We start from the raw sequence: 14,898 nt of genomic DNA, 5'->3' as shown, positions 1-14,898 counted from the left end.
TCAGCGGCGCCGGCGGCGTTCGGTGTCGAGGTCGACGACGTGCTGATGCTCGATGCCCCCGGCTGCGGTGGCGGTCTGGTGTTCGGCGACGGCGGCGGCGATGCGGTCAGCCATCTTGCTGATCATGTCGTCGGTGATGTAGACCTTGGCAGCCTGGCGGCCGATGCGCACGAGGCGGGCGACGTGGTCGAGGTCGTCAGAGATGTCCTGGCGGGCGGTGTCCTCGCTGACGGTGAGTCCGTGCCGGTCGGCGAGCAGGGAGACCAGCAGCGCGGCGCGGTCGTCGAGCCAGGGGGAGCGGCGTGCTTTCGTCATCGTGGCTGAACCGTACCGGCCGAGGGCGGCGCCGCGCGCCGTTCGGGTACTAGCAGTGCTCGCGCGTGATGGAGGCCATCGCACGGTTGCAGCGGGTCCTGGTGGCGCCGTGCACGACGACGGTGCGCGGGCTGTGCCAGCGAAGTGGTGTTGCAGCCCGAGGATGAGCCCGTGTCCCGTCCCGGGGCGGTGAACCTGGATCTGGTCGACTGCGTTCCCGTCGTCGCGCTGCATGCCCGCCTGGGGCGACTGGCTGAGGAGCCGATGCGGACGGTGTGCGCGGCGCTGGCTGTCGCTGTGGACTGGCGGGCTTGAGAAAAGGACGCTGCAATCGGCGCGCAAGTGTCGCCTGGTGTCACAGTTATCGGGGAGAATCGGGGCTAGTTGTTGGATTGATCCAGGTAGGAGACGTGGTGTGGCTGAGTTAGACGCCAATCCGGCTGATTTGGTGCGCTTCGCTGACGCCTATTCGCAGTTGGCGCACCGTGCGGCGCAGATTTCGCCGCAGGCCGCCGACGAGGTGCAGAAGGTGATCGACACCCACGGACCGATGGGCTATCCCACCGCGGTCGGGATCGCGGCCGGTCTGGCCAAGGCTGAAGGGCCGGTGCAGGCCAAGGTTGCTGATTTCAACACCTACGCCCAGCGGCTCACTGAGCACGCCGACACCTACACCCGGGTCGACGGCCAGGACGCACAGCGGTACAAGGCAGCGGACTTCTCCACCGATCTGCCCGGTACTGGGCAAGGCAAAGACTCCCCGGCCACGCCGTTGGACTCCAAGACGTGGAAGCCCGGCGACAAACGCCACATGCCTTACATCGCAGGCAAAGGCGGAAAGGGGCCGCCGAACACTGCCGATGCGCCGCCGTGGGTTGATATCTACGACAGGACCAAAGATCCTGATCAAGTTCCGCACAGTTTCGTGCGCTCCGATGAGATCCCCGGGGTGAAAGTCCTGCCGCCCAATCAATTAGGCCCGGCGCCGTTCTATGACGAACATGGCAACGAGATCCAATACGTTGAGCTGACCCCGAAGTCGGGGGTGTGGGTGCCGCAATCGGATTTCCCTGGCGCCAAGATGTATTCGCCGGGTGTTACGCCAAACCCTTTGCCGCCCTACGGGTATGACGAATGGCTGCCGGGCTCAGGGATCTATCTGTGGCATGGAGATATGGTTCCCGAGCCGTATAACCCGCATAGCATGCTGCCCGGGCAGACCACACCGCAATAACGCGCGCCCCTTCCAACCCTCCTGGGGGCGGGGAGGTTTTTGTCAGCTACGGCCCTGGGTGTGCGTTCGCCCAAAAGCACGCCCCAGTAGCGATTTTCGGGCGGCGGCCTCGGCGGCGGCACGAGTACGGCGTTGCGCGCGAAGGTCTCGGTCGAAGCGGCGGCGCAGGATGCGTTCTTCGCGCCAGCTGTGTTCGCTGTTGATCAGCCGGCTCATCTGAGTGTCGGTGAGGCTGGCAAGATCGCCGGCGCTATCGTGGGCGGCGATGACGATGTCGCCGCGCAGCAGGGGCACCTCGTGGGCGGTGAAGCGGGTGGTGGCCAGCAGCAACCCCGTCGCCTGACGGTTGACCCGCAGCCACGGGCTGTGACTGAACCAGAAATCGAGCACGCCGTCGCTACTGGTGAGCACTTGCAGTCGATCGCCGCGGACCAGGTCGGCGATGTCGGCCACACACCAAGGCTCGATCTTGTACAGCTCTTCGTTATGGCTGGCCAGAAGCGTAATCATGATCTTGGATCCTTCGCTACTTTCCTTCAGGTCGAACCTCGGACGGGGAGCGGTAGACAACAGATCGGCCGGAAAGAATTGCGGCGCAGACTAATCGCATTCGTCTAAATTCGGATGGTAACAACCCGAGCGGACACCGTCGGTCGATCAATGACCGATGGCTGCAGAGGCCCTATAAGGTACTCGTTTGCCCGGTGAGTTTTGGTGACGCGAGTGCGGGCCGGGCCGCCGCCAATGCCATGGCTCGATAGCCGGATACGACTGCGCGGTCTCCCGCTTTCCGCTTAGATCGGGTCCATGGATCTTGATCGGCTCCGTGACGGAGATGTCACAAGTCATCGCCGTATTGACGCTGATCTTGGGGTACTCGGGCGCCACCTCGTCGTCATCTCAGGGATAGCTTGTCCGAACTGGAAGATCAACGACGATAACCGCCATGCGGACAAGTGCGTTCTTCATCTGCGCGAGCGGGTCGACGACATAGAAGGCACGCCCGCGGTGTTCGTCGGATTGGCGAGCGTCGCCAATGGGGAATCGGAATACACCTTCGCCACCGACGCCGCGACCGTCGACGTGGACGACGCCGGCGAGCTTGTGCTCCATACTGACCTCGTCCTCATCGGTGAGTGGTCGGCGCTTTCCCGTTTCAGCTACCAGATCGTGCTGACCACACGCAAAGTGGTCGCGGAGATCTCAGGCACCATCTCGTGGCCGACACAGTGGTTCCGGCCGCCTACACCGGATCCCGCTGGCGTTTCGGGAATCTTCACCGTGGTGGCCAATAGGCGGGAGATTACCGAAAAAAATAGTGGCCCCGGGCAATTCGGTGAATTCACTGAGGTGCTCACACCGATTACGCCTGGGGAGATTGTTTCTGTGAGCATCGATGAAGAAACCACCCGGGCTGTATATCGAATCGTCGAACCTCCCAAGGGGCTCGAACTGAAAGTCACCGTGGCACAAGATGGCAGCCTCGGCGACGGTGTCCTATTCGATGCACCACATGGCGACCTCGTGACCCTCACCGTCGCCCAGCCGACGCGCTCCGACATCGACTTCACCGCTTCTTTGAAGAAGAAGCTGGGATGACTGCACCGCTTATCCCGCCAGAATCGCAGGTCCTGCGCATACCAGTCGCCGGCCCCTACCCGTATAACACTCTCGCGTACGTCCAGTATCTCGTGACGAGGGAAGATCTTGAGAGCCTTACGATTTCCATCGCGGCCGGCCAGATTGTGCGCGAGACTTTTCGTTCTCCCAGCCCACTCATACTGCACGGATTTGACTCGACAGACCAGCGCCAAAAGCGCGTAGAGCACTCCTCGACGGCAGTCTTGACGTCCCTGGCGGCCAGCGACGCCGAACCCTTCACCGCCGCAGTCGACAGCATTGGGATTGACGCGCAAGTTGATGACGAGAGCGGCCAGGTGTTCTTCACGTTCTCGCAGGCGAAGCGGTATGTCTACAGCAGCCCTTTTTTCGACAAGCAACTTAACTTCGCGATCCGGTTCAGCAGCTGGGTGCTGCTCTACGAGCCGCGCCCCGAGGGGCCCGACGAACGGGACAAAGCGCGCAACCTACACGCCCGTGTGCCCGTTGGGCCGCCCCCTGTGAAGCACTTTGGCGACGTCGGCGGGCAATGACATCGCCGTTATCGAATCAGCTGGCCGGCCGTAGGCTCGACCCTGCACAACTGTCCGTTGTGCCTAGCCAGAAGCGTGATCATGCTTCTCTTCTGCGTTGGTAGGTGTGACCCGAGCGCGCCGCGTCTACCCGAACGTATCGCCTGTTAGGCCGCTGTGCGCCATTGTGGGCCATCGAACGGCGAAGGCCCGCGGAGTACTCCATCCAGGCGCAGCAGGAGCCGCAAATGCGGGTTGGTCTCCGGAGGGTTTGCCTGCACGACGCTTAGACGCGCTTGGCCGCCGGAGATCACTGCGCTGACGTAGTCGATCAGGGGGTCGGGCACGTACCCCAAGTGCAGGTCGCGGTGAGTGATCCTGATGGCCGATGGGTTCACCGGGTTGTCGGGTACACGCTGTAGTCCCAGCACGGTGTCGCGTGTCAGCGCCGAAATTGCGCGGCTGGCCTCATCAGTGCAGTAACGGATGCCGTGCGCCAAGAACCGCGCCTCGGTGCGCCCCCTGGCCTGGTCAATCTGTGGTAGCGCAATGAGTTCGATCGTGTCGCCCTCTCGATATCCGCCCGAGGCGGTGAGAATCTCCCACGAATCAGCGTCTTCAGCCAGGTTCAGGCTCGCCAAGTACTGTGGCCTGTCGGCTCGCTTGGCGCCGATGACGCGCTCGGCGAACGCGGAAAACAGGTGGGCGCGACGATAGCGGCGGCCGACGTCGCTGAAGCCGATCAGCGGCACAAACGACGGATGCCGCACTGCCGCCTGCAAATACGCGAACTCGAAGGTTCCGTCGACGAGTTTGTCGAGGAAGCCTATTGCCCGATACGTGCCGTCAGGGTCGCGTCGGGTCACGATGAGCCGCGCCACCGTTGCGGGAGTCCGGATCCCGTTGGTGCGAATCAGAAGACCGCTATGCGCCATCGATCAGCCGCCTCCGATTCACTGCGAGAACTTCGGTAACAAACCTACGGGTTACCTCTGACATGTCGGGTATTGATTGCACGATATCTTCGCATGCATGGTCGCTGACCTGCGATATTTGCCGCATCCAGTGGGCGCGCGCCGGTGGGCTTGCCGCCTGAAGCGCATGCAACCCCAGCTCGACCAGTGTCAGCGGGCCTGAGTCAGGAAACCGAGAGGCTTTCCCGCGTCGGGACCATGTTTCGATGCCCTCCTCGAGCGCCCGCGCGTGCAGGGCTTCGCCGTACCCGCTGCCCAGGGCACTGCCGTGATCGAAGCTGTGGGCCAGGCGCATGACGCCGCTCGGCGCCTGGACCAGCGCCCAGTTGTAGGCGTGACGGTCGGTATTGACGATCCAGGCGTCCAACACGAGGTAGCCGACGAATACGTCGAACGCCGGCCACGCCTCGTACGGGGTTTCCGGTGGCCCGCTCAGCCCGGCGAGCGCCTGCGCGATCGCGTCCATGGTGTGTCCGTGGCCAGTGTCGGCGTCGAAGGCGTCGTCGAATTCCTCAAGCCGACTCGCTCCTGCGCTGAGCACCCACCCACTCGGCCGCACATCGCGGCTGATCGAGCCCCGGACCGGTCGGTGATCGCTGAGCTGCACCGACAGGGCCAATTCCGTTGTCGCGGCCGGCACCGTCATGAGGTGGGCCAGTTCGAATGAGATCTTCTCCGCCCAGTCGTCCCCTCGGACCAGCACGTCGGGCGTGTCTCCACGCTGTTGGCGCTGTGTGGAGAGCAACAACTCCTTGGTTCGGCGCGGCTTGAACAACCACTCTCGGCCCGCGTACGGGCTGCGTTCGGGGGGAATGAACCACCGCTTGCTTTCATCACCACCAGGTTCGCGTTCACCACGCACCCATCCCGCCCCGGCGAGGTCGACGACGGTAAATGCCACAACCCAGCGTAAACACCCATACGAGCGGGCAGGGTCAACAACGCCGGCGACAAGCACGGGGGTCTCCAACCGTGGGCCGCGGCTCAAATGAACCCCCGCGAGCGCTTTTAGCCGCGGTCCTTGTCGGTAATCGCCTGCAACGCAGAGTGATAACGGACGATCTGCATGCGCACCAGGTCGAGTTGCTGCAGTGTGGCCGCCAGCGTAGTGGTGGTGTTCCCGTAGGTCGCATAGCTCGTGGCGCCGAGGAGATCGACGCCAAGGGGCTCAGCCGGGTGGTCGCGGGCCTCGGTGATGTCGTTGCGGATCGCCTCGAGCTCGACCTCGACGCGCGCGATCAAATCCGCCGCGCGTTGCAGGTGTCGGTCGCGCTGCCGCAGCACGAGCTGTCGGCAGTGCTGCCAGGTGGGCACATTGGCCGCGGGCAGGTAGGCGTGTCCGCGGGCAGATCTCAGCGCTTGCGGCAGCAGCTCATCAGCGATCAGCAACTGCAGCGTGTCAGCGCTGATACCGCAGAGTTTCGCGGCCTCGGAGAGCTTGAGGCCTTGCGGCTCTTGAGGATTGGTCACTGGTCAGCGGCCTTTGCGTAGTACGTGCACCCGGGTTTTCGGGGCGATCAGCGGAGCACCTTTGGGGCCCTTGATGTAGTCGCCGATGTACTTGGGTTTGCGCCAGCTGTGGTTGGGGCCCCAGGCCTGCTGGCGCCAGTGGCCCGCGACGGGGAAGCGGTGGTTGTAGGTGCGGCCGGGCTCGGCGCCGGGTTCATAGGTGGCTGCTCGGGCACGCAGGTCGACGATCGTCACGGTTGAGGGTTCTCGCGGCGGTCGCTCTGGGGGCTGGTGATCATCTTCGATGTCAGCCGGTTGGGGCTCCGGGGGTCGAGGAGATCCGATGGTGCGGGTTTCGGCGACGTTGGCTTGGGCCATGAGTAACCAGGCCGCTCCTACGACGCTGACGAAGGGGTGCGCGCTTTCGGTGTTGTTGGCTTCCTCAGTACGCGGGACGTCGGGTTTGGCCATGATGGTTTGCGCTGCCCAGACCGGGGAGGTGGTGTCGGCGAGCCGTAACACCTCAGGGTTTTGGTCCTCGCGTGAGAACGGCACCAATTGGAGCAGGCCATCTGGTCTGCTCCACCACCACACGCCGTCCCAGGAGATGTCGATGATGGTGGCGACGTCTGGGGTGAGGCCTTGGGCGATGTAGGCCGGGTTGTTCAGCCCGGCCTCCACCGCGTCGGGTTTGAGTGTTCCCGAAGGGACGGTGCCCGCGGATTTCGCCCAGCACAGCATGCCGGTGGGAGCCGGTAACGCGGCTGCCGGTGTCCATTCCGGTAGGGATTGGGCAGCATCCAAAACGACGTCGACCATGTCGCGGGCGACCCAGTAGAGCTCCGCGGTGCGCAGGGCCTGGGCTTCGGCTCTGATGATGGGGGCGGTGTCGGCGAATCTCGCGATCAGACGTTGGATCCTTTTCGCCGTGGCGATGTCGTGCGCTGAGGCATCCGGCGGTGGTGGGACCTTGTACTGGTCGAATGAGATCTCCGCTGTGGCCTCGAGCGCGCTGCACCACTGCCGGCGGATGATCGGAACGCTCGTCGCCGCCCAGGGCGCGCCGCGCCGCCGGCTCATGGCAGCTCGGGGACTGAGTCGATGCGCCTGCTTTCCGCGGCGCTGACGATCAGGCACTTGATGTGGGCGAGCCGCATGCCAAATATTCTGCGACACCATCCGCCCCGGCCGGGCGGCACCTATCGACATTGTGTGGCACGGACGGCGAAGAGATCGCGCGCTCAGTCGCTCTGGCAGGCCGCAGCCGCGGCCGCGCGGTCTTTGACGGTGATCGGCAGCTGGTACTTGACGGTGACGGTGAGATAGCGGATGACGTAGGGGCATTTGTCGATCGCGGGTAGCCATTCGGACAGGGTGGAGTCGCCTTTGCTGCTGTTGGCTGAGCTGGATACCGCGACGAGTTCGGTCATGTCGTTGGCGAAGATCCGGCGCTGCTGCAAATCCCATTGGGCCGCACCTGCATTCCAGGAAGCCCGCAGCGGCACGATGTGATCGACCGCCACGTGTTTGAGGTCGACGATTTGCCCGGTGTAGGGATCGGGCTCTAGCCGGCCCGCGATGACCTTGCAGTTCCGCGTTCCCGGCTTGTATTCGATGTCGTGTAACGCGGTGTGCAGCAGGCGGTTGCGGGTGTCGCAGCCGGTGTGATCGAGGGGATCGTTCCAGGCGGGGCCGAACACGCAGCCGTGTCCTTTTCCGCATCCGCGGTCATACCCGGGTGCGGGGTTTATCTGGTCGACGATGCGTACCTGTGCGAGTAGGCCGGCCACGGAGCCAGTCGCCCGCGGCGGCGCCGCTGGGCCGGCTTGGCTGACACCGAGGTGGGCGCAGCCGACAGTGATCGCCGCGGCCGCAGCCACGGCCCACCGGCTGGCGCGGTGCCTTCGGGTTGTGGTCTCGGTGGCGTGCACGTTGCCGACCGTAACGCCGTCTCATGACAGGGCGATCAATTCGTCCGTCGGCACAGCGCGGTTGCCCCTTGGGGCGTCGAGCTGTTGCGTCGGTGATGTCGGTTCGGTCGTCGATAATGGGCTGGTGTCTGAGCCTTTGCACAGTAGTCGGCAGGCGCCGAAACTGCCTCCCGCGCGAATCCAAGATCTGACGATGTTGGTTCGAGTTCCTGGCCGGCCCGAGGCGATCCGCGCGTTCACTGATGCCGAGCACGCTCTCGCCGAGCACTATGCCTCCCAAGAAGGGGGCGTGATTACCACGCTCGGGAGTGACTGACACTGCTATACGCGGCGGACGCCACGATGGGTGAGCATGAAAGAGGTGGGCGGTGGATCGATTTCAGCCGCGCGGTGTTCGAGTTCGCGTGCGTTCTGGCTGCCACGAAGTCCGACGGCTGGCCGGATGATCCGTGGGAATTCTGGGAGAAGCCGTGGCATTGGGACAACGCGCATGCGCTGTGGGAAAGGCTCGGCAAGCCGCGGCGGCCCCACCCGAGGTGGGCCCGTTTCGTTCACGCGGTGGACACCCATGGCGAGGTTGCGGCACTTGCTGAGCTGGAGGAGTCCGGCGCGCTCACTCCGCTGTGGTGGGAGAACGACAGTGAGTGGTCGGCCTTCGCGGCTGCTTTTGCAGCGGCGGGTCACCGCTACGTCGCCGCGGCGCCGTTCCTGGGCGAGGGCGACACCGGCCTGGTGTTTCGCTGGGTCTTCGACGAACCACATAGAGCCTGGGTGGAGCTCGGCCGGCCCCGGCCACATGCGCGTGGCTGGGCCGAATTCGTGATCGGGTGGAGGTTCGTTGAGCCGACATCTCGAAATGACTGACGGGAGGTGGCGCCGGTACGATCGACGCGAGCGGTTCTTCCGAGGCGGCGATGACGCCCCGCGGAGCGCTCGGCGATGGCTATCTTGTAATGGCGCTCGAAAGCTCCCCTTCAGCATCAACTTTCGTGAGGATTGCTGTGCGCGACGAATTGTTTTCCGGCTTCAGCGAAACCGGGTGGGATGAGGCACCCTGGGATGCCGAACCCAGGTTCACTGCCGACGAGCTGCAGATTCTGCTCAATCCGACGCTATCGGCCGCGGAGGCCGCCGAGCGCGTCGGCTGCGTGGTGCGCGACGTTCTTCGGCTGCGCCGAACAGCCTAAAAGCAACAGGCTGACACCCGTGACTTTCAGCGCTGTTCTGAATCCCTGTGTGGCAGTGAGTCGCTTGCGCCTGATGCTGCGCGCATGAGGACGTCGGTGGCAACGACGAGGTCACCGCGTTGTTCGACGAGGCCGTTGCGGCGCAGCTGGCCGAGGTAGGTCGAAAAGGTGCCGCCACTGACGCTCACATCGGCTGCCTGGGCGATCTGATCTCTGGTCAACCCGTTCGGGTAGGCGTCGATGGCTGCTTGGAGCATTCGCGCCGCTCCGGCGCGCAGGATGCCGAGGTAGTGCTGCTGGAGCTCTTGGGCGGTCATGGGTTTGGGCCGGTGGCCGACGTATTGCCAGCCGGCCTCGGTCAAGGTGAACCCGGTGGCGTTTTCATCGATGAGTCCTGCGCGGCGCAGTTGTCCGAGGTAGGTCGACCAGGTGCCGCCGGTGTGCTTCATTCGCGCGACCGTGGCCCACTGGGATTTGGTGAGTCGCAGCGGGGCCATTCGAGCCAGCGCGGTGATCATGCGGTGCGCTCCGGAGCGAAACCGCAACGGCGCGTCACTGTTTGGTTCGGCCGGTTGGCCGAGGGTGGTGGGGGAGCATGGGTCGCCGTTGTGCTGTGCGGTGGCAGCGTTGGTGGGGCGTGGTTGGCTCGGGTGCTTGGGCTCGGCAGGCCGTGTCGAGGATGTGGTCTCGTGCGCTGGTGCGGTAGGCGGTGCCGGCGCGGTGGTGAGGGTGTGCAGTGCCGAGTTGATCAGTTCGGCCGCTGATCGCAGTGACTTGACGACGTGGGGGTCTTCGTGACGTCGTGTCTGAAGGTCGGTCAGTTGTGCGCGCAGTGTGGCGATTTCACTCTCGCGCTGCTCGAGGAGCTGCGCGGCGGCGGACGCCTGCTGGGTCGCCTGGTCTGCGCGTGCGCTGGCGGCGGCGAGTTGGCTGCGCAGGGACTGTATTTCGGCGTGAAGAGTGTGTGGGTCGTTGTGGTGGGCGCGTTCTCGTGTTGCGGCGATCTCTGCGCCGAGTTTGTCGAGGTCGATGTCGGCGCGTTTCTTCGGGACCACCCGTGTTTGTCCTGGCTTGGGTGTGGCGTGCGAATCGAAGGTGCTGAACATCGGAAACGTTGTGCGCTTGAGGATTCGGAGGAACCCGGGGCTCCACACCCATCCTTCGCCTACGGCCAGTGATGGCAGGGATGCTATGACTTGGCGGGCGGTGGTGTCGTCGTGGTCGGCGTTGACGTTGATCCAGTCTTGGACGGCTTTGATCGAGCGGGGTCCGGTCATGCGGAGCAGGATCACCGTCTCCATCAGTTCCAGTACGGATTTTGCGGTTTCTTGTGCGCGCTGACTGACCACTGTGAGGCCCAGGCCGCGGTGGCGGCCGCGTTTGGCGAGGTCTTCCATTGCACCCAAAAGTCGCGCGGTGTCGGCTGATACGCGCTGGGGGATGAGGACGTCGGCTTCTTCGATCACCACGTGGAGGGGGTCGCGGTTGCGGTGGTAGAGCCGTTCGGCGAATGCGGTGGCAAATGTGCGTGCTTGTGCCTTGCTCATGTGTGATAGGTCCAGCACGGCGGGGATCCGGTCGTCGACGATGAGGTCTGCGAGTAACTGGCCGGCGGTTGGTTCCAGGGGTACGTCGTGGTGGTCTCCGCCGAAGATGACGAAGGGCAGGCCTGGGCCCTTGCCGTCGGCGCTGGAGCGGATGCCCCACCAGTCGCCTTTGACGTCGAGTACGACCACTGGCAGGCCGGCGGTGTGCATGAGTTCGACGAGTCGGTGTGTGACGGCGGATTTTCCGCCGCCGCGGTTGGCTAGTACCGCGACACCGGCGGTCACGATTTCAGGTGGCAGCTGGACGCCAGGCGCGAGGTCGATTGCGCCTGGTCTTGTGGTGTCGGCCTGGGTGCTCATGCTGGCCTCATGGGGCGACGATAGCGCCGTAGAGCGACGTTGCGGCTTTTTACCTGACGCGGGTGGTGGCGGCTGCGACGAAGGCTGTGCAGGCGGCGGGGTCTTTGCGGCCGGTCGCGGATTTGAGGCGGCTGTTGGCGTCGACGCCGAATGGGTGGACGGTGTCGATGGCTTGGCCGACGTTGTCTGCGGCCAGGCCGCCGGCGAGGATGACCGGCAGCGGGTGGAGGCGTTCGACGATGCGACGGCTGGTGGTCCAGTCGTGCGTGAGGCCGGTGCCGCCCAAACGGGTTTCGGTGCGGCTATCGAGCAGGAGCGCGTGGGCGGCGGTGGCTGCTTCGTCGGCTTCGTCGATGCTCTGCGAGCCGGTGATGTGCACGGTGCGAATAATGCGGCGGTGTGCGCGGTGGCGCCAGAGTTCGCGCGCGGCAGTGGCGGTCAGCTCGCCGTGGACTTGGATGGTGTCGACGCCGAGGAGGTCTGCCACTTCGCAGATGCGGGAGGCCTCCGTGAGGTGGGTGACCAGCACCGTGGAAACGAACACCGGGGTGGCCGCGGCGAGGTGTTGGGCTTGTTCGATGTCGAGTTCATCTTCGCTGAGGTGTGTGGTGCCAACGATCAGTCCTATTGCGTCGGCGCCGGCGGTGACCGCGGCCGCCAGGTCGTCAGTGGTGCCGATGCCGCAAATCTTCACGCGCACAGCAGGATTCATGGCGGCGGGTAGTTAGTCGCGTTGGGCGCGTATGTAGAGGAAGAACGGTTGGGTGTTCAGTGCGTGGAGCAGCTCGGCGTCGATGTCAGCGGTGGGCTGGATCTGTGGTTCTTCGACGGTGTCGATGCTGAAGCCTGCGCGTCGGAGTTCACCGAAGATGCTCGATAGGGGCCGGCGGTATGACTGGGCTGTCACCTCGAGGCCACCCCAGTTCCACACCTCGCTGACCAGCTGCGTGCGGTGGTAATCCGCGCGATCTGACAACAGCCATCCGGTGATGGGGTGGTGCATGGAGAAGACCAGCGTTCCGCCGGGCTTGAGGCAGCGGTGAAGCTCTCGCATCAGCGGAGCCCAGTCTTGGATGTAGTGCAGGACTAGCGAGGCCACGACGACGTCCACGCTGGCGGGTGGGGCGATGTCGGTGGGCTGGTCGAGGTCGACGAGTTCGAACTGGGCCGCAGTGCCGAGCCGTTGACGGGCGAGCTCGATCATTTGCGGCTCGGCGTCAACGGCGAGGACCTCGGCGGCTCGTTGGACCAGATGGGTGGTCAGGCCGCCGGCGGCGCATCCCAGTTCGAGAACGTGTTTTCCGCTCAAATCGCCGGCCAGTTCAAGGATGGTGGGCCGGTCGTATTGGTTGTTGACCGGATTCTTCACCGACCAGGCGGCGTAGGCGCTGGCGTGGTCTTTGAACAGCGAGGTGGCGGTCATTGGCTTCATCGTAAGCACCGCGGGCACCCAGTTTGCGCCAAGCGATGTCGCTTCCGGGCCTCTTCTCGTCTTTCGGAGTCGCGTCGAGTCGCGTGGTGAAGTCGCATAGAGTCGCTTTTGGCTTCTAGGCTGGCTTTGTGGCGAATTTGTTGAAGGCGCTTCTCGACGAACGTCACATGCACGCTTACTCCGAATTCATCGCTGAATATAAGCGCGTGGCCCGGGAATTAGACCTGCCCCGCAATGCCGTTCCGCCCACGAAATCGCAGTATTACCGCTGGGTCGGAGGTCAGGTGCGGACCCTTCCCCAAGGGCATCACTGTGTGGTGCTCGAGCAGATGTTCTCGGGCTGGACGGCCAAAGAGCTGTTCGGCCACGGACAGCCTCGCGGCCCATCAGTTGCAGTGGATGACGATGTGCTCGCCGGGATCGGGCCAGGCCTAGATCCTGCGCTGTTGGGAGGGCTCTGGGCGACGGGCTACCTGATCAGTGGCGGCTACCGGCACGTCGATCTGTCGACGGTCACCGTGCGGGGAGCGGGGATCGTGTCCCGCAACTATCCGCCGGCGCCGCGCTTTGAAGGTCATTCGGCCGGGCACGAAACCGATGTGACCGCACGGCTGTTCGGTCGACACCTGATGGGTCATTTCCGTAATCACAACGACCGCTACTTCTTTGGCTCGCTGCATCTTGTGATGCTGCCCGGTGAAACGATTCTCGACGGCTACTACACCGGTTTTCTCAATGACGCTGCGGTAGTGGCCCATCCGTGGCGGTGGGTGCGGGTCGATCCACACTCAGTCGAGGGCGTCGACCTCGATGCGGTCACCTTGGACGATCCCGGCGCTGTCTATGACACCCTCGCCGGGCGTAACCAGTTCGACGGGCCGCTCGCGCTCTCAGACATCGTCGACTCTGCCTGAACGCAGGCCGCAAGACGCGTTAGCCGAGTCGCGTCGAGTCGCGCGATGTGGCGGGACGAAATACGACTTGGTACGCGACCAAACGGGTCTGCAAGACGTCGCGGAACGACCGCCCGATCGCGCATTGTGTCGCTATGTCACCGATATCGAGTAGTGGTGCGGTAGGGGCCGGGACCTGTCCAAGCCAAGGGGTGAAGCCCTCGGGCGCTGCCGTGCTGCCCTGCATGCTTTGGACTACACCCCAGCAAAAAACCTAGCGCAATGTTTCAAACCATTGCACCGCTGTGTTTTTGTTGGTAGCGTCTGCACCCATACCCACCAGGCCCAGGCAAGGAGACCGCGCCCCGTGAGCGCCTCAGAACCACCCCCAAGGACGCCGGAAAACAGCGCGCCAAAGCACAGCGCCCGTGCATCACGGCCCACTGCCGCAGTCCGCTGGGCACCCCTCGGCGCCACCGCCCTGTGCCTGCTGCTCACCGGCTGGCCCCATTCGCCGACCCGACTCCGCCCCCAGCGATTGTTATCGAATCGTTATTGGCGAGTTGTCGTTTTTTCCTTTGCTCACTTTCGTGACTTTCCGCGTTTGACCTGTTGGAATTTTTCTGTACCCAGCCTCGGTGCCGGGGCAAAGGCATAGGGCGTTCGGAGGACCGATGGGAATGGAAAGGCTCGCCAGCAGGCCCGTTGTGGCTGTGGCTGCTGGTTGCGCGCCGGCCCTGCCCCACACGCAGCTCAGCTGCGCGGCGCGTACCGATCGAGGCTATGTCGACCGCAGGGATTTGCTGGGAGTTGCGACGCCGTTACACCGGGGCGCCGGGAGGCCGTTGGCGGGCGCGCTGGTAGGCCGCTTGGTATTCCTCGACGCTGATTCCGAGCCGTTGTGCGAGCTTGGCCGCGTTGGTGTCAGTGAGTGCCGCGTCGGCGCGTTCGATGCCGCGCAGCGTGGTGGTGGCGATCTTGGCGGCCGCGGCCAGCTCGGGCTGGGTCAGCCCTTTGAGGACACGCCAGTCACCGGGGTAGCGCTCGTCGGCGGGGATGGTCACAACCTGCTCGATCGGAGTGTCGAGGATGCGCATAACGCGGGCAAGCAGATCCACCTGAGGGGTTCCCTTGCCGCCTTCCCAGTTGAAGATGGTCGCCGGCGAGACGTCGGCGACCCGGGCGAGGTCGCTGACGCTGATGCCGTTGTGACGGCGGATCTCGGCGAAGGTCTGTGCGTTGAAGCCACGCAGCACACGGCGCGTCATACGAGGTCTACGGCCTGGCGCGTCATAGCTAGACAGGTTCACCGAGGGCTCCCGAAAATTGTTAATCCTAGTGTCTTACTTTATCGTCTTAGTTTAGAGTATGGTGTGCGTAAGACCGGCTTAATGAGGAGGATTTGGTGAAACTGCCTCACGCACTTGGGCATCGCCCAACGCCT

17 protein-coding genes and 1 pseudogene are annotated in these 14,898 nt (G+C 64.2%); 7 read left to right on the top strand and 11 right to left on the bottom strand.

Annotated elements, in window-relative coordinates:
- Window positions 1-315: a hypothetical protein gene (locus tag BST14_RS13755; RefSeq protein WP_036473388.1), complete on the bottom strand. Its 315-nt coding sequence runs from the start codon at window positions 313-315 to the stop codon at window positions 1-3.
- On the opposite strand from BST14_RS13755, the pseudogene BST14_RS31585 reads away from it, so the two are divergent.
- A pseudogene (locus tag BST14_RS31585) lies at window positions 314-630 on the top strand (type II toxin-antitoxin system PemK/MazF family toxin). The gene BST14_RS13755 and the pseudogene BST14_RS31585 sit on opposite strands and share 2 nt — an antisense overlap.
- Entirely contained in the window at window positions 548-1,549 is a 1,002-nt protein-coding gene (locus BST14_RS13745) for a type VII secretion target (protein ID WP_081284047.1), read from the top strand. Before BST14_RS31585 ends, BST14_RS13745 begins: the two are co-directional and overlap by 83 nt.
- A gap of 42 nt (window positions 1,550-1,591) precedes the next feature.
- Here BST14_RS13745 and BST14_RS13740 read toward each other — a convergent pair whose 3' ends face one another.
- Window positions 1,592-2,059 carry a hypothetical protein gene (locus tag BST14_RS13740; protein WP_051641668.1) on the bottom strand — a complete coding sequence of 156 codons (468 nt, stop codon included), beginning with the start codon at window positions 2,057-2,059 and terminating at the stop codon, window positions 1,592-1,594.
- Window positions 2,060-2,356: 297 nt separating this feature from the next.
- On the opposite strand from BST14_RS13740, the gene BST14_RS13735 reads away from it, so the two are divergent.
- Window positions 2,357-3,148 carry a hypothetical protein gene (locus tag BST14_RS13735; RefSeq protein WP_139813871.1) on the top strand — a complete coding sequence of 264 codons (792 nt, stop codon included), beginning with the start codon at window positions 2,357-2,359 and terminating at the stop codon, window positions 3,146-3,148.
- The gene (locus BST14_RS13730; RefSeq protein WP_036473380.1) at window positions 3,145-3,702 is read left to right on the top strand and encodes a hypothetical protein; all 558 of its coding nucleotides are present in this window, start codon (window positions 3,145-3,147) and stop codon (window positions 3,700-3,702) included. Before BST14_RS13735 ends, BST14_RS13730 begins: the two co-directional genes overlap by 4 nt.
- Before the next feature lie 146 nt (window positions 3,703-3,848).
- Here the strand turns inward: BST14_RS13730 and BST14_RS13725 are convergent, their stop codons facing one another.
- From BST14_RS13725 to BST14_RS13705, 5 genes are all read right to left on the bottom strand, one after another.
- Window positions 3,849-4,616, bottom strand: a complete 768-nt coding sequence (locus tag BST14_RS13725; RefSeq protein WP_051641667.1) for an HIRAN domain-containing protein — start codon at window positions 4,614-4,616, stop codon at window positions 3,849-3,851.
- Window positions 4,606-5,556 carry a HipA domain-containing protein gene (locus BST14_RS13720; protein WP_036473378.1) on the bottom strand — a complete coding sequence of 317 codons (951 nt, stop codon included), beginning with the start codon at window positions 5,554-5,556 and terminating at the stop codon, window positions 4,606-4,608. The genes BST14_RS13725 and BST14_RS13720 overlap by 11 nt, the downstream gene beginning before the upstream one ends.
- Window positions 5,557-5,663: 107 nt before the next feature.
- Window positions 5,664-6,125 carry a MerR family transcriptional regulator gene (locus BST14_RS13715; RefSeq protein ID WP_036473376.1) on the bottom strand — a complete coding sequence of 154 codons (462 nt, stop codon included), beginning with the start codon at window positions 6,123-6,125 and terminating at the stop codon, window positions 5,664-5,666.
- 3 nt (window positions 6,126-6,128) lie between these two features.
- The gene (locus BST14_RS13710) at window positions 6,129-7,184 is read right to left on the bottom strand and encodes a hypothetical protein (RefSeq protein WP_036473372.1); all 1,056 of its coding nucleotides are present in this window, start codon (window positions 7,182-7,184) and stop codon (window positions 6,129-6,131) included.
- A gap of 161 nt (window positions 7,185-7,345) precedes the next feature.
- Window positions 7,346-8,035, bottom strand: coding sequence for an HNH endonuclease family protein (locus tag BST14_RS13705; RefSeq protein WP_051641665.1), 690 nt, complete (start codon window positions 8,033-8,035; stop codon window positions 7,346-7,348).
- 342 nt (window positions 8,036-8,377) lie between these two features.
- Here BST14_RS13705 and BST14_RS13695 point away from each other — a divergent pair, with 342 nt between their 5' ends.
- Complete coding sequence (locus tag BST14_RS13695) at window positions 8,378-8,899, top strand: hypothetical protein (RefSeq protein ID WP_084954308.1); 522 nt, start codon at window positions 8,378-8,380, stop codon at window positions 8,897-8,899.
- Between the two features lie 137 nt (window positions 8,900-9,036).
- The gene (locus BST14_RS13690; protein ID WP_036473362.1) at window positions 9,037-9,222 is read left to right on the top strand and encodes a hypothetical protein; all 186 of its coding nucleotides are present in this window, start codon (window positions 9,037-9,039) and stop codon (window positions 9,220-9,222) included.
- A 26-nt stretch (window positions 9,223-9,248) separates the two neighbouring features.
- Here BST14_RS13690 and BST14_RS13685 read toward each other — a convergent pair whose 3' ends face one another.
- Genes BST14_RS13685 through BST14_RS13675 form a run of 3 tightly spaced genes read right to left on the bottom strand, consistent with a single transcriptional unit; the run spans window position 9,249 to window position 12,552 of the window.
- On the bottom strand, window positions 9,249-11,129 hold the full coding sequence (locus BST14_RS13685) for an ATP-binding protein (protein ID WP_051641664.1): 1,881 nt from the start codon (window positions 11,127-11,129) through the stop codon (window positions 9,249-9,251).
- 49 nt (window positions 11,130-11,178) lie between these two features.
- Complete coding sequence (locus BST14_RS13680; RefSeq protein WP_051641663.1) at window positions 11,179-11,829, bottom strand: phosphoribosylanthranilate isomerase; 651 nt, start codon at window positions 11,827-11,829, stop codon at window positions 11,179-11,181.
- A gap of 24 nt (window positions 11,830-11,853) precedes the next feature.
- A complete protein-coding gene (locus BST14_RS13675; protein WP_176234870.1) occupies window positions 11,854-12,552 on the bottom strand; it encodes a class I SAM-dependent methyltransferase in 699 nt (232 codons plus the stop codon).
- Between the two features lie 137 nt (window positions 12,553-12,689).
- Here BST14_RS13675 and BST14_RS13670 point away from each other — a divergent pair, with 137 nt between their 5' ends.
- Window positions 12,690-13,475: a hypothetical protein gene (locus tag BST14_RS13670; protein ID WP_036473359.1), complete on the top strand. Its 786-nt coding sequence runs from the start codon at window positions 12,690-12,692 to the stop codon at window positions 13,473-13,475.
- 800 nt (window positions 13,476-14,275) lie between these two features.
- Here the strand turns inward: BST14_RS13670 and BST14_RS13665 are convergent.
- Window positions 14,276-14,722, bottom strand: coding sequence for a helix-turn-helix domain-containing protein (locus BST14_RS13665; protein ID WP_064939214.1), 447 nt, complete (start codon window positions 14,720-14,722; stop codon window positions 14,276-14,278).
- Between the last annotated feature and the right edge of the window lie 176 nt (window positions 14,723-14,898).

Source organism: Mycobacterium arosiense ATCC BAA-1401 = DSM 45069 (assembly GCF_002086125.1).
GTDB lineage: Bacteria > Actinomycetota > Actinomycetes > Mycobacteriales > Mycobacteriaceae > Mycobacterium > Mycobacterium arosiense.
The sequence above is the reverse complement of the archived record's forward strand: the minus strand, read 5'-3'. Positions and strand labels throughout refer to the sequence as shown.